This window comes from Agromyces sp. Y575 (genome assembly GCF_059445445.1).
Genome location: NZ_JCAIUI010000002.1, coordinates 451,844 through 469,078, shown reverse-complemented (window position 1 = coordinate 469,078; position 17,235 = coordinate 451,844). Strand labels below are relative to the sequence as shown.

Genomic DNA, 17,235 nt, shown 5'->3' with positions numbered 1-17,235 from the left:
CCGTGAAGCATCAGAGCACACGGATCGAGAACTCGTTGGAGCGCGTCGCAGTGGTGACGGGCGCAGCAACAGGCATCGGCGCCGCCGTCACCCGTGCGCTGCTCGACGCGGGATGGGTCGTGGTTGCGTCCCGCATGCCCGGGCAGCAGCCCGAAGGGGGAACCGAACGAGCCCACTTCGTGGAGGTTGATCTCACCGACGCTGCAGCACCGGGCTTGATCGCGGAGCGCGCTCAGCAAGTCGGCGGCGCCCGGCTGTTCGTCGGCTCGGCCGGTGTCTCGTTGCCGGGACCGATAGAGCTGAGAGCGGACGACCTCATAGCCGAATTCGCTCTCAATGCTGCTGCACCCGCCCGGATCCTCGCGGCCCTCCTTCCGCAACTTCGACGTGCGCCCGCGAGGATCGTGCTCGTCGGCGCCGGTCAAGGGCGGGTCGCACTGCCATTCGGCGGCGGCTACGCCGCAAGCAAGGCTGGCCTCGCAGCGATCGCCGACGCGCTCCGCGCTGAAATCCACAATGATCCGGTCTCCGTGAGCCTCATCGAACCCGGAGCGGTACGAACGGGCATCCTCGACGCCAGCCGCGTCCAGGCCGAAATGCTGATGGCACGCAACCCGAGCGATCATCGGCAACGGTACGAGGACCGGCTCATCCGAATGATCGCCACAGCTGCACGAGCCTTCGACACGGCGCTGCCACCCGAACGCATTGCGGATCTCGTGCTGAGCATCTCGACGACCCCGGCGCCCAGACCCCGCTACATCGTCGGTCGTGAGGCTCGCTTGCTCGCCGGCCTGGCCCACCTCCCCGCCAGCTGGCGGGCCCGGCTCGTTCAACGCATCGCCCCCTGACGAGCCCGTCCCTTGCCGTGCTTCATCGTGGCTCGCGCAGATCTCGGGAAGTGTCTTGGGCGGCGGAGCTGGCGGTGATCTCGGCGGCGACCGTCATCGCTTTCTGGTTGCCCCCTCACTTCCTCCGTGCTGGAGATGAGCCTTCAATTGAATGCTGCGACCCCGCGCTGAACGACGACGGTATGGTGCCGAGCCGCGCCTTGCTGGTAGCGTTACCAATTCCGTACCCGATTTCAGGTCCACTGCAGTTGCATCTGAGCCGGCCGACGATTCTCTTTCACCGTGCGGTTCACGAATGACCAGGGATTCCCTTCCCGAAGATCACAGAGAGCGATGATCATGAGCTACATCAAGAAGATTGCGGCGATGTCGGTGGTATCGGGGGTGCTGGCCAGCGCTCTGGTGGTGCTGGGTGTCGGTGCGACCGCCGTGCCCGCAGTGGCCGCTGAGGATGCGAGCGAGGACTTCGCGAGTCTGGTCGATCCGTGGATCGAATCCGATCGCGGGAGGTACTTCTTCTTCCAGTCCGCCAGCAATCCATTCGGATTCGTGAAGTTGCGCCCGGATACGTTCACCGCCAACGGGCGGAGCTCGGGCTACCGCCCCAGTGAAGACCAGGTGAAGGGATTCAGCCACATTCACGACTGGCAGATCTCCGGTGTGCAGGTGATGCCGACGACCGGTGAAGGCGTGCCCAAGACGGAAGGCGACACCGGCTGGCAGTCCCATGTGGAGCACGATGAGACCGAAGTGGTCGAGCCCGGGTATCACAAGCTGCGGCTCGACCGGTACGGCGTGACGGCCGAGCTCACGGCGACCGACCGGGTGGGCCTGCACCGCTACACCTACGAGCAAGCCGGCCCGAGCGAGATCATCGTCAACCTCGGCGGCCGCCTCGGCGAAGCCACGATGGCCGACGCCCAAGTGACCAAGGTCAGTGACACGGAGATCGAGGGCTTCGTCAATCAGAGAGGAGATCGGGGCCCGGTCAACAAGCTCTTCTTCAACATCTCCTTCGACAAGCCATTCGATTCCCTGCACGGATGGAAAGACGGAAACCTCACCGACGATGGTGCCCCGTTGGACACCAACGCGGGCAAGAACAGCGGGGTGTACGCACGTTACGACAACCTCGCCGCAGGTGAGACGGTGCAGATGAAGGTCGGTTTGTCCTTCACAAGTGTCGACGGCGCTCGCAACAACGTTCAAGTTGAAGCACCCGGATGGGACTTCGACGCAGTCAAGCAGGCTTCGCAGGAGCGCTGGAACGAGATGCTCGGTCGTGTCGATGTCGACGGCGGCACTCACGAACAGCAGGTGAAGTTCTACACGGACCTGTTCCACGTTCTCGCCGGACGAAGCGCCATCAGCGACGTCGACGGCGCCTACCTCGACAACACCTTCGGCGTGAACAGGGTCAAGCAGATCCCCCTCGACGAAGATGGCAAGCCGCAGTTCGCCATGTACAACTACGACGCCCTGTGGCTGACGCAATGGAACCTGAACTCGATCCTGGGAATGGCCTATCCCGAGGTCTACAGCAGTTTCGTCAAGTCCCAGCTCCAGATGTATCAAGACGGAGGACTCCTTCCCCGCGGCCCGGCGGCCGGAAGCGAGACCGCTGTGATGACGGGCTCTCCCGTGTCGTCCTTCATCACGGGGGCGTACAACAAGGGCATCCGAGACTTCGACGCCGACCTTGCGTTCGACGCGATGCTGGACTCGCAGTCCCTCGGCGGCCAATACGAGCCCGGTGCGTTCGAGCCCGATGGCTTCGGCGGATGCGGCGGGGCCAAGCAGTACATCGAGAACGGGTACGTTCCCGAAGACCTGTGCGTCGACAAGCACAACGGCGGGGCAGGTCTGACGCTCGAGTACTCGTTCCAGGACTGGGGCCTCGCTGGCATGGCTGAGGCGCTGGACAAGACCGGATTCAATGTGGCGCAGCTGGCCTCGGCGGAAGCCTCGTCGCAAGCCAACGACTCGAAGCAGGCCGCTGCGCGTGCGATCGACGGCCGTCCGCTTCGATCCACTCCGGCCGAGTGGTCGTCGGCCGGCGAATCCGACCCGTGGATCACGGTCACCTTCGACAAGCCGCGAACGATCCATCAGATCGTGCTCAAAGACCGGGTCGATCCCGCAGTGAATGTGAATTCCGGGGTGCTGACCTTCAGTGACGGATCCACCGAGACCGTGGAGAACATCGGCACGGCCGGGCAGAGCAAGATCGTGGACTTCAGCCCGCGCACCGTCGACTGGGTGAAGTTCGAGACGACCGGCGGAGAGGGCACCGACGTCGGGCTCAACGACATCGAGATCTGGGACGATACCGACCTCGGGAAGTACCTGATGGATCGGTCGGGCAACTGGCGCAACCTCTACGATTCCGAAACCGACTTCATCCGGCCCAAGTCGGCCGATGGCAACTGGCTCGCCGACTTCGATCCGCTTTCCGCAACGGACTTCGTCGAGGCCAACTCATGGCAGGCGACCTGGTTCACCTCTCACGACGTGATGGGACTCGCCAATCTGCTGGGCGGTACGACGGCGTATGCAGACAAGTTGAACTACGCCTTCGAACAATCGGTCGATGGCGGCTTCATCGGCGGATACGGCGAAAGCCACGTCAATTACGGCAACCAGCCCGCCCTGCAGAACGGACATCTCTTCAACTACGTCGGCTACCCGTGGCTGACGCAGTACTGGGTGCGACAGGTGCAGAAGCAGGTGTACGCACCCGTGACCACGACCGACGGCTACGGTCACCACGATGAGGATCAAGGCCAGATGGGCGCGATGAGCGCCCTCATGGCGATGGGGTTGTTCGAGGTGACCGGTGGCGGGCAAGGTGACCCGGTCTACGACATCACCTCGCCGATCTTCGACGAGATTACGATCGCCTTGAACCCCGACTACTACTCCGGAGGGCAGTTCCGGATCATCACGCACGACAACTCGGCCGACAACATGTACATCCAGAAGGCTGAACTCGACGGCTCGACGTTGAACAATTCCTGGTTCCACCATTCGGAGTTCGCCGACGGCGGCACTCTGGAGCTGTGGATGGGGGACACCCCGAACACGCAGTGGGGTGTCGACGACCTTCCGCCGTCGGAATCCGAAGAGGCGGAGCAGATCCTGACGACCGGTGTCACCATCGATGCTCCCGACTCGATCGAGGTGCCGTACAGCACGATCGCGTTGACCACGGCGGTGGCTCCCGAAGATGCCTCCTACAAGCGAGTCGACTGGACCGTGACGAATCCAGACGGTTCCCCCACCGATACGGCAACGGTCGACGGTTTCGACGGCACATTGACCGTCAACGACGCAGAGGGCGACATCGTGCTGACCGCGACCGCTGCAGATGGCAGCGGTGCGTCGGCCAGCAAGACGGTGACGGTCGACCTCGACCCCGACCTGTTGCGAGGAAACGCCGCGCGTTGGCCGAACGTCACTGCGACCGCCTCCTCGGAGTACTCGAGCAAGTTTCCGGCTCGCAAGGTCTTCGACGGAGTGATCGGCCCAGGCGACGGCGGCGACTGGGCATCGCGCGGCGAACGCAATCCGTGGGTCCAACTCGATTGGGCGACGCCGATCACCGCAGATCGAATCGTGCTGTTCGACCGCCCCGCGCTGCTCGATGACGCGAACGGAGGAACACTGGCGTTCAGCGACGGCAGTACGGTGCCGGTCAGCGGACTCGCTCCGAATGGGAGCCCGTTGAGCGTGAGCTTCGACGCCCGAACCTTCGAGTGGGTCAGATTCCAAGTCGAAGGCGGAACCGGTTTGAACCCCGGACTGGCCGAACTCGAGGTCTACGCGGTCCCCGGCGTCCCAGAAGCGCCAGTCGAGGTGACTGCGGCATTCGAGGGAAACGAGGCCGCCGTGGCATGGCAGCCTCCGGCCTTCGACGGTGGAGTTCCCTTGACCGGGTACGTCATCACCACGTACCGCGACGGCGCCCCGGTGGAGACACGAAACGTGGAAGATGGGGAGAATCAGGCGACCGTCGACGCACTCGAGGGCGGACATTCGTACGAATTCACCGTGGCTGCATCGAACCTGATCGGTTCAGGACCAGAATCCGAGAAGACCGTTGCGGGAACGCCACCGAAGCTGGTCACGCCGGCCCCGGTCTCCCACGTCGATCCATACGGCACGGACGGCGACCAGTACACGATTCCCTCATCTGAAGGCGTGGAGTACCTGATCGATGACGTCGTCGTCGCGGCCGGCACCTATGCGGGCTCAGGGCCGATCTCGGTCGTCGCTCGAGCGATCGCCGGCTACCTACTGGCTGAAGATGCGACGGCGGAGTGGTCCTTCACGTTCACGGCGCAAAAGGCCGACTCGCAGAGTTCTGGTGCGCTCAACACGATCATCTCCGTCGGAGGCAGGGGAGTCGTCTACACCATGAACGTTGCGGCCGGGCAAGTCGTTCCGACCGGACCGGTCTCCATCTCCGAAGGACCTCGCGAGATCGCGACCGCGACGCTCACCCCACGCGACGGCGGGCGAGTCCGCATCGCGCTTCCCAAGCTGAGCCGAGGTCTGCACCTGCTGACTGGGCACTACGGCGGCGATGACAAGGTCGCGCAGTCGAGTGCCCGGCCGAACGTCGTGTTCGTCCTCTTCTAGCCAGAGCGCACTCCCGGAAGGGGCCTGCCGAGAGGCAGGCCCCTTCCGCTGTCGGCGCATGAACCGAAGTCCGATTCGAGGACTCGCGCCGCAACTGGTAACGTTATCAATCTGTTCGTCAGCGAGAAGGATGTCACACAATGGTTTCTCCATACCCCCGCGGTTCGTACGACAAGCAGCCAACGGTCACGGTCCCCGGCACGCATGAGGTCTGGCAGGGGGCCGCCGCGTGGAGGCACATCGCGGATGTCGCGGCAGCCGGCGCGAACAGCGCGCCCGTCATCATTGTCGATACCTACCCGGGGGTCTTCCTGCCGGAGCTGATCGCGAGCATTCGTACGAGCCTGCCCGAGTTCCAGGTCATCGATGTCGAAGAGGCGGCCGCGAAGCCGATCACCGAGATCGATGAGATCCTCGAGTGGAATCTCACCGACGATCGCGTCTTCGGAGTCATGAGTCATTTGGAACTCAGCGACCTCTACGACCGACCGCGGCTCGACAAGCTCGCCGAAGAGCTCGCCACCTCGGAGCGCGCGACCGTTCTGGTGGGTTGGGGAGCCGCAATTGTTCCGATCCAAGACGCGACAATCGTTCTGGCGGACATGGCGCGCTGGGAGATCCAGCAACGCCAACGCAGAGGCGCGCCCAATTGGCGCTGCACGAATTTCGACGAAGACAATCTTCGCAAGGTGAAACGCGGCTTCTTCGTGGAGTGGCGCCTGGCCGACCGCCACAAGCGCTCGCTGTTCGAAGAGATGCGTTTCGTGCTCGACACGAACGCCTCCACGACGGAAGGCAAGCTGATCACGGCCGAGGCCTTTCACGCCGGTATGCAGGCCGCGGTCGACGCCCCGTTCAGGGTCGTGCCATTCTTCGACCCGGGAGTATGGGGCGGCAAATGGATGCAAGACGTCCTCGACCTGCCCGACGCAGAGAACTACGCCTGGTGTTTCGACTGCGTCCCCGAGGAGAACAGCATTCTTCTGAGGATCGGCGATGACATCATCGAACTCCCCTCGATCGACGTGGTGTTCACGCATTCTCGCGAGCTCCTGGGCGAGCGTACCTTCGCGCGTTTCGGCGCCGAATTCCCGATCCGCTTCGACTTCCTGGACACGATGGAGGGCGGGAATCTCTCGTTGCAGGTGCATCCGCTCACCGACTACATCCAGAACACGTTCGGAATGCCGTACACGCAAGACGAGAGCTACTACCTGCTCGATGCGGCTGAAGACGCCAAGGTCTACCTCGGGCTGAAGACAGGCACGGATCCTGCAGCGATGATCGCGTCGCTCGATGCGGCCACCCTTCCCGGCGTCGACTTTCCTGTTGAAGAGTTCGTCAACGTGTTCCCCGCGAAGAAGCACGATCATTTCCTCATTCCCGCAGGCACGGTGCACTGCTCGGGTGCCGACACGATGGTGCTCGAGATCTCAGCCACGCCGTACATCTTCACCTTCAAGATGTGGGACTGGGGCCGCAACGGACTCGACGGCGTGCCGAGGCCCATCCATCTCGACCATGCAGCCCGCAACATTCAGTGGGACCGCGACACCGATTGGACCCGCGAGAACCTCGTCGACCAAGTCGAGACAGTGGCAACCGGTGACGGCTGGGTCGAAGAGCGCACCGGGCTCCACGAACTCGAATTCATCGAAGTGCGACGCCACTGGTTCACCGGCAGCGTCGAGCACGACACCCGCGGCACGGTCAACGTGATCAACCTCGTCGAGGGCGCCGAGGCCGTCATCGAGAGTCCGAGTGGCGCGTTCGAGCCTTTCGTGGTGCACTATGCCGAGACGTTCATCGTTCCTGCCAGCGTCGGCCCGTACCGCATCAGCCCACACGGCGATGCGGTCGGCACGAAGCTCGCCACGGTCAAGGCATCGGTCCGCGGCACGGAGCGCGAATAGGGCGAGCACGGCACCTCAGTCGCCGAGGTGCCGTGCTCCCCAGAACGCAGCCCCGATGATCGGTGCGTCATCCGGATGCTCCGCCGGCAACAGGGGGAGCGCGCTGAACGAGGAGCCGGCGCGGTCGAGGCCCGTGCGAATCGCCGGTTCGACGAGATCCCAGGAGCGCGACATCGAGCCGCCGATCACGAGCGCATCCGCACCGAAAGCTGAGACGACGCCGGAAAGCGCGGAGCCCAGGCCGCTGAACGCGTCTGTCAGTACTCTCGCGGCTACGGCATCGCCTTGTCGGGCCGAGGCTGCTATCTCGTGCACGTCGGGGGCGGTTTCAGCATCCATTCCGGATGCTGCGACGAAGGTGGCGCGGATCGCTCGACGCGACACAGTGTCCTCGAGCGGCCTGCCTTCGAATTCGAGCAAATGCACACTGCCGTCTGGCGGCACCGAGGGCCCGTCGTTCACCGGCTCGCCGCCGACGAGAAAGGCGGAACCGACACCGGTGCCGAGCGTGATGCACATGAGCCGATCGTGCCCGCGACCGGAGCCTGCTGCATATTCGCCGACGCCGTAGGCATCCGCATCGTTCAGGAAGTGCACGGAGCTGGGCGTTGGTTCGATGAGCGCCATCAGCGCGGCACGAACATCCACCCCACGAAGGCTGTCGAACTTCTCGACGTCCTCGAACAGTCCAATGCCTCGGTGATAGTCGAAGGGTCCGGGGATAGCCACCGCCCATTGAGTCGCCAGAGTGACCGGCAGCGTCTGTGCGGCCCTTCCGATGTCCGTCAAGAGCTCCTTCGCGGTTCCCTGGGCGCGGATCGCAGCGCGCGACTCCGATCCCGGGCGGACGCGCCACGAGCCAGAGTCCACGAGCGCTGCGGTCACGTGGGTGCCTCCGATCTCCAATACGGGGATTCCCGGGCGGCTTTGCGTCATCGCGTGCTCCATTCCTCTCGAGCGGGACGCGGGGTGTCGCCGCGTGAATCCTGGAGATCGGATCGCGGGACGGCGACCAAGCCGCGGACCGCGGCCTCAGCAGCGCCGTGCTTGCCGAAGCCGCCCGCGGGACGAGTTGCTAACGTTATCATCGAGAATGGTGCCCCTTCAGGCCATCGGGTGAGGATCGCAATGAGCAATATCGAGAGCGGCGTCGCGGGTGTACCCACTGTCAAAGAGGTTGCTGAGCTTGCCGGTGTGAGCCCGATGACCGTGTCCCGGACGTTGTCTGGCGGAAAGAATGTTCGCGCCGAAATGCAGGAGAAGGTTCTCGCCGCGGTTGCCGAACTCGGCTATCACCGAAACGAGAACGCCAGAAGCATCCGCCCTGGCCACTCTTCGGGCTTGATCGGGGTAGCCATTACCAACCTCGGCAATCCCTACTATGGTCAGTTTGCGCTCGGGGTCGAGCAAGTCGCCTCCCAACACGGTCGGCGCATACTGCTCGGGAACACCGGGGAGGACGTGTCGCGCGAGCAACAACTCGTTTCCGATTTCGTCGGCAGGCAGGTCGAGGGTCTCATCGTCGTTCCCACGGGAGGCGCATCTGCGCACCTCACCGCCCATCGCCTCGGGAACATTCCGCTCGTCCTGGCTTCGCGAACCGTAGACGGCGTGGACGCCGATACTGTGCTGCTCGATGATGTACGGGGTGCCTATGAGAGCACCCGCCGGCTGATCGATGCTGGCCACACCCGCATTGGATTCCTCGGCAATGTCGTATCGGTTTCTACCGCGGGGCGCCGCTTCGAAGGTTTCTGCCGGGCCCTCAACGAGGCGGGGCTCGAGCCTGATGCTGATCTCGTATTCCGCGGGCAGCAGGATGTCGCGGCCGCACGCCGCGCGATGGAAGCCTTGCTCGAGTTGCCGGTGCCTCCGACAGCTGTCTTCAGCGCGAACAACCGCAACACGATCGGGGCGCTTCAAGCTATTGGTACCCGGCAAAGCGGCCCTGATGCGCCGACATCGCCGACTCTCGTCGGTTTCGACGACGTGGAGCTGGCCGACATGATGCATGTGCCGCTCATCACGGTGTCGCATGATCCCAAGCAACTCGGTGCGGAGGCCGCTCGATTGCTCTTCGAGCGTCTCGACGGAACCGTCCCGCAGGGGTCGGCGCGGCTCGTCGAGTTGCCGGTCACCGTCGGTGAGCTTTCCTCTTAGCGTTGCGCCGGTCTATCCCGTCGCCTTGAGACTGGAGACGAAATAGCGCTGACAGGTGAGGAACAGCACGACAGTCGGGAGTGAAGCGACGATTGCCGCGGCGAGAACGACGGGCGGGCCCAGGCTTGAGAAGCCGGCACTGATCTCGGCCAGTGCCGCCATGACCGGACGACGATCGGGGCTCGTGGTGAGCGTGATGCCGAAGAGCAGGTCATTCCACACCCAGGTGAACTGGAAGATGAATGCGGCGAAGAGCGACGACTTGATGAGCGGCAGATGGATTCGGAAGAACAGCCTGCTCCAGCCGGCCCCGTCGAGTTGTGCCGCTTCAGTGATCTCAGGAGGCAGCGTTGTGAGGAAGTTGCGCACGATGAAGAACGCGAAGGGAACACAGATCGCGGCGTAGATGAGGATCATGCCGATGTTCGTGTCGTAGAGCTTCGTCGAAACATACGCCTTGAACAGTGGCGAGAGGAAGATCTGCAACGGCAGCAGAGTGCCGAGATAGATCAGCCAGAACCAGAGCGTCGGCCGTTTCATCGGCATGATCACAACGGCGAAGCCGGCGAGTGCGGCCGCGAGCACCGCCGTACCGGCAGAGACGAGCGAATAGATCAAGCTGTTCAGCATGCCGAGGCCGAGGCCGGACTGGTTCCAGGCGATCGCCAGATTGTCAAGGAACCCGAAGCCGCTCGGTACCCACGTCGGCTGGCCGGTGTAGTCCGCCGCCGGCACGAACGCATTGACGATCATGAGATAGACGGGAATCAACCAGAGCACTGCCATGACGGTGATGAAAACATTGCGACTGATGCGTCCGATCACGGTCAGCTCCTCTTCAATTGGCGGCGCAGGTACATCCACGAAGTGGCGATGACGATGATGGCGAGAACAACAGCGACTGCGGCGCCATAGCCGTAGTCGCTGATGATGAAGGTTTGGCGGTACATCGTGACGGCGAGAGTCTCCGAGACTCCACCGGGCCCGCCCTTCGTGAGAAGCCAGATGAGGTCGAAGACGCGAAGACTGTTCGCGATCGAAATGCCGATCACGACGATCGTGACTGGTCGAAGCTGGGGCAGCACGACGTGCCAGAACAGGCGCATGCCCTTGGCGCCGTCGAGTTGACCGGCTTCAACCGTTTCCGGCGGAATCGATTGGAGGCCGACGAGGAAGAGGATGACGGTGACCCCGGTGGCCTGCCACGTGTTGGCGACGATCATCACGATCGTGTTCGATGGCCACTCGAGTAGCCAGCCCGACGCCGGCGGGATGAACCCGAAGAATGAGATGGCTTGATTGAGCGCTCCATCGGATCGAAGGATGAAGCCCCAGATGACGGCGGTGGCCGCGCCGGAGAGCGCATATGGCAGCACGAAGGCCAGTCGGATCCATCGACCGCCGCGCATCGAGTTGGTGAACGCGGCGATCAGAAGACCAAGCCCGACGGGGAGGACGAGCGTGCCCACCGTCCACATCACCGTGTTGAGCAGCGATTGCAAGAACGTTGGATCTTGGAACAGGCGTACGTAGTTGTCGAATCCGACGAAGGTCGACGTGAAGCCGTTGTCGGCGGTGAGGCTCTGGTACAGGGTCGCGACGAAGGGGATCAGCAACAGGATGCCCACGAGCGCGAGTGCGGGGAGTAAGAACGGTGCCGCGCGGATATTGCCGAAGCGGTTCGAGCGGCCGCGGCTCGGCTCGCGCCCAACGGGGCGGGAAGCCTGAGTGCTCCCCGCCCCGGTGGTCTTTCGCGCCGCTGTGGAAGTGCTCACTACTCAGCGGCCTTCCACTTCGCCCACTCGGCATCGGCGAGCGTCTGGAACTTCTCGAGCGTGGGCATGATGTTGTCTTCCGTCGGATTCACCATGAAGCTCGCGAGGTATTGCACGCCGCCTTCGATCAGGGGCGGTGGGCTGGCCTCCCAGAATCGCACCAGTTCGGTGGGCTTCTCAGCGGTGACCTGCTCACTGACGGATGCCAGTACAGGATCATCGGTCACCACCTCGGGGTTCGCCGAGGTGTCCTTGATCGCGTTTGCCCATACCGACTGCACATCGGGACTCAGCCAATCGCCCATCGCCTTGACCGCGGCCTCTTTGTTCGCCGACTTCTCAGCCACCGCGATGACGCCTGACTCGGTGATGACAGATGGCTTCACGCCGTCCTTCACGACCGGGAGGAGATAGGCACCGTAGTCGGCCTCGCTCATGCCGTTGGTCACGAAGATGCCGTTTCGCCACGTTCCCATGGGTACCTGTGCGACGGTGCCCTCCTGGAAGAGGGCCGGCTCGTTGTCCCAGGCGATGTCTGGCGCGGTGAAGTAGCCCTTCGCGTAGAGATCTCCCCACGTACGGAGGGCCTCTTGCGCCGGCTCGTCGGTGTACTTGGCTTCCCCGTTCATCAATTCCGTGTAGAACTCGGGGTCGGACTTCGACAGGATCTCCTCGAACCAGATGGACGATGTCCAGCCGGCCTCCTGCGTAGCGAACAACGGGGTCACACCGGCAGCCTTGATCTTGTCGTTGTTCGACAAGAACTCCTCCCACGTTGTCGGCGGCTGAATTCCGACGTCTTCGAAGACGTGCTTGTTGTAGAAGATCACCCAGAAGCTCTTGTACATGGGCATGCCGTAGACCTTGCCGTCGTACGAGAAGTCGGCTTCGGAGTCGGGGTTCACCCAACCTTCGTCGACGGCTTTGTCCCACTCGGCAGAAAGATCGGCGAGCCCACCGGAGCGGGCGAGGTCTTGCAGGCGGTAACCGTTCCACCACTTCACAAGATCGGTCGTGCTGTCGGTGCGAAGCGAAGACCGGATGACCTGTTGGTAGTTCTCCGTCGACGGAACGTTGCGCGGGTCGATGCCTTCATTGCCAAGCGACTCGAGCGCCTCGCCCGCGGCCGTGTACGCATCGACGAAGTCGGCCCGGTCACCGTTCAGCGTGAGTGCCGAACCGCCTGATGCGCCCTGTGGAGCGCTGGAAGAGCCTTGCGAACAGGCTCCCATTCCGGCAACGAGTGCTGCGGCTATTGCAAGCGCGCCCAACCGCTTGAGACGTATCTGATTGCGTGTCATGGATGCTGCATCCTCCTTGATGGCTTACGTAACTACCGCTGCGATGTGTGACTCGGATCCGTCGGCTTCGTTCGAAGGAGGCGGAACTTGGTAACGATAACACATCACGCAAGTGCATGACGAATGTCAACTTCGACGGCTGGAACCGGCCATGCCGACGATGCGTCGGAGCGGAATCCGATGTACTCGAGTACTCGGAAGACCGCACCTTGGGCGGGACGAAGTACTGGCATCCGGTGATGGATTCCGCCCTGTGGCAGTCGACCGGCCGCGCGACCCGCCAGCGCCGTGTCGGAGCCTCTCGCTAGACTCTCGGAGTACCTAGATCAGGGGGAATTGCAAACATGCAACGAATCATGACATCCACAGCTCCGACATCCAGACTGCTCAAGTCCGCGGCGCTCGTTTTCGCAGGCGCGCTTCTGCTCTCGGGCTGCGCGTCAGGTGGCAGCGACGGAGCCGAGGCATCGGACGACCCGTGCGAGGTGGTGCGCGTCGAGGTACGCGACATCTCCAACGGCGCGCAGAACGCGATCCTCACGGCAGACGACTCGGTCGAGCTGCAGGAGTACCTCGACGGGCTCTCCGAGCGCGTCGATGCACTCGACGAAGAGGCCGCCGACGATTCAGCGCTCGCCGAGTCACTCGATGCGCTTCAAGAGAAGCTCGACGACGCGAGCGAGTGGGCAGGGGCGTTGCCGGACGGCGCTGAAGTCGACGCCGATGCTCAGGCTGCGCAGACCGAGGGCATCCAGGCCGCTGCAGTCAAGGTCACCGAGGTGTGCGCCGCCGAGTAACCCTCGTCGGCTGAACTGAGCCGGCCGAGTCACGTGGCTCGCGCGAGCACGTCTCGGCTGGCGCACAACTCGGTCGGCTCACGCACGTGATGAGCGCGCGGCATCCGTTCACTCGGAGGCCGCGCGCTTTCGCGTGTCCGCTCGCGAGCGCACCTCGCTCGGTTCCAGTCGTGGTCAAGAGAACGGAACAGAACCCACGTCGTTCTGATCGGTGGCCGGCGGCTCAGCACTCCAGGCCGTCGCGGCCCGCGCGGCGTCGTCCGCAGCGTGCAGCGGCTCGTACTCAGTCATCGCGGGACTTCTCATCTCGTTTCGAGACCGAGTGCCAGCCTCGGGCGATGGCGGTGGCATCACGACTCAAGCCAGCACCCAGCACCATTCCGATCGCAATCGCGATGAGGGAGCCGAAGGTTTGCAGAATGGTGCTCGTCGCACCCGCCGTGCCCGATGCCGCTTCACTGAGGCCGATGAAACCCATGGAACCGGGAACCAGCAGCCAGTACGCGCAGGTCAGCATGATCCCCTTGGAAGGTGCGCCTTTCAGGCGCCCGGCCAGATTGACGGCTGGAATCACGAGGAGTGCACCGACCAGTCCCGACAACTCCGGTCCGAGGAGGAGGTTGCCGAGCAGCTGGGCGGAATAGGCGACGACGAGCGCGTAGAGGATCCAGACGAACGAACGACGTGGTGCCGCAGAGAAGAAGTAGTAGCCGAGGCCCACCAGGGCGATGCCGGCCCAGGGCGCCCACGCGCCGAGTTGCACCGGAGCATCGCCGCTCGGTGCAGGTGTGCCGGCCACGGTCATGCCGGCGAAGACCCCGAAGACGAGGAGCCCGAGGCGCGCGATCCCGTAGACCAGGCGGCTCGCGCCGGCCATCATCTGACCCGATGTGAGCTCAACGGCGGCGACGGTGAGTGTCAATCCCGGCAGGAACGAGACGAGCGAGGGAGCGACGAGCCGGATCACATCGTCGTGCACGAGGGGACTGATCAGGAGCGAGATGAACAGTGTGACGGCGAACGCGGTGAACGCGGGCAAGATCAAGGACAGCGTCGAGATTCGGCTGCCGATCTGCACGATGGCACCGACCGCCGCGCCGAGCACGACATAGACCGGTAGCGCACTCACCGTCGGGTTGAGCACCATGCCGAATCCGATGGTGAGCAGCGTGTACCCGAAGACGGTCAGAACGGGACCGAACCGGGATCGATCCTTCCTGACCTGCGCAATCGCAGAAACGACGGAGTCGGGTGCCGTACGGTCACTGAACGAATGGCGCACGAGACGCTCGATCGCATCGGCCTGATCGAGTCGCAACGCGCTCTGATTCGCGGGGAAGATCAACGTCTGGGAGGGCGCCGTGCTGGGGTCTTCGACGAGAACGAGTGTGGGGAGCACGAACACCCGCAGTTCGGGTCGCGCGTACTGATCCGCGATCCGATTCAGGATGCCTTCCACATCGCTTGTGGCCTGCGACGAATCCAGCAGTGCCGCCCCGATCTCCCCGAGCATCTCGGGCACGCCCGTCGTTCCGCCGACGGACGCCTCGCTCGGCGGCCTTCGTTGGAAGGCACCGGCTGCCGCACGGAGGCGATCAGTGAGCCCCGACATCCACGCTCTCGCTCTGCGTACCGAGCGCGAGCCGGCCGATGTCGTCGCCGCCACGGGCGATGAGACGATGCCGAGCTGCGAGCTTCATCGCCTCGTCGCGTGTGGAGCACCCGAGCTTCCGGTACAGGGCTTTGAGCTGCGACTTGATGGTGTTGGGCGACACGTGGAATGCCGCCGCGATGGCGGCCGTCGTCGGGTTGGTGGGGAGGGCGTTCAGCACGCGGAGCTCACCCGGCGTCAGAATCGGACGGATCTTCATCTCGAAGTGCGGGAGACCGGTCGTTGCGGTATCGAACTCCGCGAGTTCCTCGCTCGCGAGGTGCGCCTTCACTTGATCCACCACCTGCTGCGGCATGGTCGCGAGCAGCCGGCGGATGTTTCCCGTGATCGCGAGCCGGTAGATCTGGGCGGCCGTGCGAGGGTCGAGCTCGGCGCCTTGCGCGATTTCGAGCCAGGCCCAGAAGAGGATGGCCTTGGCACGGTGACCAGGACTGAGAGTGTGGTCGCCCGCAAGCCTCCGGATCTCGTTGGCCGCCAGGTCGAAGCGTGATTCGTGCAACGCCAATCGAATGATGGCGAACCTCGTCATGGTGCCGGCGCTCGCGCTCGATTCGGCGACCTCCCACGCGGCCGTCGCGTCTCCCAGAACGCACAGGGCCTCGACGGATGTCGATGCGATGACATCGGATGCGACGGACCCGTGCTGAACCGGGTGCGCGTCGCCGGCCAATCGAATCGCTTCGAGGGCTTCGCCCGGTCGCTGCTCGGCCAGGAACGACCGCGCGCGAGCAAGGAGCGCGAAGGGCCAGGTCATCAGGAGGCTGTCGTATGGTTCGAGCTCTGCGAGCAGGTGATCGGCGTCATCCGTCATGCGCTCGACAGCGATGAGCGCGGCCGTCGCGGCCTCGGTCGTCTTGCTCGCACTGAGATGCGACGCAGAAGCGGGCGGCTGGAGCGCGACCTCGGCGAGGGCGATCTCCGCTTCGTCGAGTGAACCTCGGAGGGCGTGCGCGAGCGCAGTACGACCGAGCGCGAGTCGTTCGGCGTCGCGTTGGTTCGAGAGCCTGCCCAGCTGACGGGCGGTACTGAACTCGAGCAGTGCGCGGGAGGAGTCGCCTGCGGCGAGCAGAGTGGAACCGATCTCGTGATGGTAGAACCAGAGCTGTCCGTCCACTCGTTCACGCGACTCCACACGGATGTCGAGGATGCGATCTTCGAGCCGTCGGGCGTAGACAAGTGCCGCCGCCACGTCGCCGCTGAATCGGAACGAGATCATCTGCACGAGCGTGAACACATCGAGTTCGTCCGGACTCATCATCCGTGCGGTGTCGGGATGGATGAGCGGCTTGAAGGGACGTGTCGTCCGAGCGAGCACCGGGGTCATGCGGTGTCCGAACCGAAGGATCGGGTAGCGTTCGAGCAACTGGCTGGGGAGGCTGTCGATCGCTGAGGTGAGCACGCCGTAGTGCTCGTGGTACAGAGGCAGGATGTTCGCCATCGCGACCCGGGCGATCGTTTCCGGCGTGCCGGAGGCGATCGCCCGCTCCAACTCCTCCAGCGCCTTGACATCATCGTTCAGATTCATCGATGCGTCCCCCCGTTCACACAACCGTTCACGCGATCCCCCCGGATACTCGGCTAGCTGGCGCTGGCTCTGGCTCCGGCTCTTGCTCCGGGCAGAGGCTTGTCCCCTCCCCATGTGTTCGTACACATATCTCTCCCCTGCATTCGGCGAATATGCCGTTCAAGAAATATCTGCTGCGACCTGAGCGCAGACGCAGATCGACGGTGCGATCTACTTCTTGCGTGGCCTGAACCAGGGGAAGAGTGATCCGATCACGACGCCGGCGAGCAGGACTGCGAGAAACCATCCCCATGCGGGCATCGTGAACTGCAGGAAGAGAAAGCTCAGCGTGGCTGGTGCGACGTTCGAGAACACGAACGTGAGGGCCACCACCGCGAGGATGATCGCGAGGATGACCTTCCCGTTGGACGAAGAGCTCGCTCCGTCTGTGCCGTTCGGTTTGGCAGTTTCCGTGCCATTCATATTCCCCCCATATGCCCCTGCTGACTTAACGCTGAGCGTATATCGACCCCTGTCGGCGGCAGTCTATCAACGTTGCAAGGCCCGGTGTCTAGTCGGCATTTCGGAGGGTGGGCGGGTGAGACGAGGGTGAGGGCGGGG

General features: G+C 63.7%; 12 protein-coding genes. 5 read left to right on the top strand and 7 right to left on the bottom strand.

Going from position 1 to position 17,235, the window contains the following annotated elements; translation table 11 throughout:
• Positions 1 to 2: 2 nt before the first annotated feature.
• The 3 genes from AC1C2U_RS08295 to AC1C2U_RS08285 all read left to right on the top strand — a co-directional run bounded on the left by AC1C2U_RS08295 (position 3) and on the right by AC1C2U_RS08285 (position 7,405).
• Positions 3 to 851 carry an SDR family NAD(P)-dependent oxidoreductase gene (locus tag AC1C2U_RS08295; RefSeq protein WP_495361265.1) on the top strand — a complete coding sequence of 283 codons (849 nt, stop codon included), beginning with the start codon at positions 3 to 5 and terminating at the stop codon, positions 849 to 851.
• Between the two features lie 339 nt (positions 852 to 1,190).
• A complete protein-coding gene (locus AC1C2U_RS08290; RefSeq protein WP_495361264.1) occupies positions 1,191 to 5,492 on the top strand; it encodes a glycoside hydrolase domain-containing protein in 4,302 nt (1,433 codons plus the stop codon).
• Between the two features lie 140 nt (positions 5,493 to 5,632).
• Positions 5,633 to 7,405, top strand: coding sequence for a class I mannose-6-phosphate isomerase (locus tag AC1C2U_RS08285; protein ID WP_495361263.1), 1,773 nt, complete (start codon positions 5,633 to 5,635; stop codon positions 7,403 to 7,405).
• 15 nt (positions 7,406 to 7,420) lie between these two features.
• Here the strand turns inward: AC1C2U_RS08285 and AC1C2U_RS08280 are convergent, their stop codons facing one another.
• On the bottom strand, positions 7,421 to 8,341 hold the full coding sequence (locus AC1C2U_RS08280; protein ID WP_495361262.1) for an ROK family protein: 921 nt from the start codon (positions 8,339 to 8,341) through the stop codon (positions 7,421 to 7,423).
• A gap of 192 nt (positions 8,342 to 8,533) precedes the next feature.
• On the opposite strand from AC1C2U_RS08280, the gene AC1C2U_RS08275 reads away from it, so the two are divergent.
• On the top strand, positions 8,534 to 9,565 hold the full coding sequence (locus AC1C2U_RS08275) for a LacI family DNA-binding transcriptional regulator (protein ID WP_495361261.1): 1,032 nt from the start codon (positions 8,534 to 8,536) through the stop codon (positions 9,563 to 9,565).
• 12 nt (positions 9,566 to 9,577) lie between these two features.
• Here AC1C2U_RS08275 and AC1C2U_RS08270 read toward each other — a convergent pair whose 3' ends face one another.
• The 3 genes from AC1C2U_RS08270 to AC1C2U_RS08260 are packed head-to-tail and all read right to left on the bottom strand — an operon-like array spanning position 9,578 to position 12,641.
• On the bottom strand, positions 9,578 to 10,390 hold the full coding sequence (locus AC1C2U_RS08270) for a carbohydrate ABC transporter permease (protein WP_495361260.1): 813 nt from the start codon (positions 10,388 to 10,390) through the stop codon (positions 9,578 to 9,580).
• 2 nt (positions 10,391 to 10,392) lie between these two features.
• Entirely contained in the window at positions 10,393 to 11,340 is a 948-nt protein-coding gene (locus AC1C2U_RS08265) for a carbohydrate ABC transporter permease (protein WP_495361259.1), read from the bottom strand.
• Positions 11,340 to 12,641 carry an ABC transporter substrate-binding protein gene (locus AC1C2U_RS08260; RefSeq protein WP_495361258.1) on the bottom strand — a complete coding sequence of 434 codons (1,302 nt, stop codon included), beginning with the start codon at positions 12,639 to 12,641 and terminating at the stop codon, positions 11,340 to 11,342. Before AC1C2U_RS08260 ends, AC1C2U_RS08265 begins: the two co-directional genes overlap by 1 nt.
• A 356-nt stretch (positions 12,642 to 12,997) precedes the next feature.
• Here AC1C2U_RS08260 and AC1C2U_RS08255 point away from each other — a divergent pair, with 356 nt between their 5' ends.
• Positions 12,998 to 13,438, top strand: a complete 441-nt coding sequence (locus AC1C2U_RS08255; protein WP_495361257.1) for a hypothetical protein — start codon at positions 12,998 to 13,000, stop codon at positions 13,436 to 13,438.
• Positions 13,439 to 13,721: 283 nt separating this feature from the next.
• On the opposite strand, the gene AC1C2U_RS08250 is transcribed toward AC1C2U_RS08255, so the two are convergent.
• From AC1C2U_RS08250 to AC1C2U_RS08240, 3 genes are all read right to left on the bottom strand, one after another.
• A complete protein-coding gene (locus AC1C2U_RS08250; RefSeq protein ID WP_495361964.1) occupies positions 13,722 to 14,951 on the bottom strand; it encodes a threonine/serine exporter family protein in 1,230 nt (409 codons plus the stop codon).
• 82 nt (positions 14,952 to 15,033) lie between these two features.
• A complete protein-coding gene (locus AC1C2U_RS08245; RefSeq protein ID WP_495361256.1) occupies positions 15,034 to 16,635 on the bottom strand; it encodes a helix-turn-helix transcriptional regulator in 1,602 nt (533 codons plus the stop codon).
• Between the two features lie 210 nt (positions 16,636 to 16,845).
• Positions 16,846 to 17,097 carry a LapA family protein gene (locus AC1C2U_RS08240; RefSeq protein ID WP_495361255.1) on the bottom strand — a complete coding sequence of 84 codons (252 nt, stop codon included), beginning with the start codon at positions 17,095 to 17,097 and terminating at the stop codon, positions 16,846 to 16,848.
• Positions 17,098 to 17,235 lie beyond the last annotated feature (138 nt).

Coding starts and splice junctions, on each gene's coding strand:
- AC1C2U_RS08290 (WP_495361264.1), top strand. CDS start 1,191: ATGAGCTACATCAAGAAGATTGCGGCGATGTCGGTGGTATCGGGGGTG.
- AC1C2U_RS08245 (WP_495361256.1), bottom strand. CDS start 16,635: ATGAATCTGAACGATGATGTCAAGGCGCTGGAGGAGTTGGAGCGGGCG.
- AC1C2U_RS08275 (WP_495361261.1), top strand. CDS start 8,534: ATGAGCAATATCGAGAGCGGCGTCGCGGGTGTACCCACTGTCAAAGAG.
- AC1C2U_RS08250 (WP_495361964.1), bottom strand. CDS start 14,951: ATGCTCGGGGAGATCGGGGCGGCACTGCTGGATTCGTCGCAGGCCACA.
- AC1C2U_RS08285 (WP_495361263.1), top strand. CDS start 5,633: ATGGTTTCTCCATACCCCCGCGGTTCGTACGACAAGCAGCCAACGGTC.
- AC1C2U_RS08240 (WP_495361255.1), bottom strand. CDS start 17,097: ATGAATGGCACGGAAACTGCCAAACCGAACGGCACAGACGGAGCGAGC.
- AC1C2U_RS08255 (WP_495361257.1), top strand. CDS start 12,998: ATGACATCCACAGCTCCGACATCCAGACTGCTCAAGTCCGCGGCGCTC.
- AC1C2U_RS08260 (WP_495361258.1), bottom strand. CDS start 12,641: ATGACACGCAATCAGATACGTCTCAAGCGGTTGGGCGCGCTTGCAATA.
- AC1C2U_RS08280 (WP_495361262.1), bottom strand. CDS start 8,341: ATGACGCAAAGCCGCCCGGGAATCCCCGTATTGGAGATCGGAGGCACC.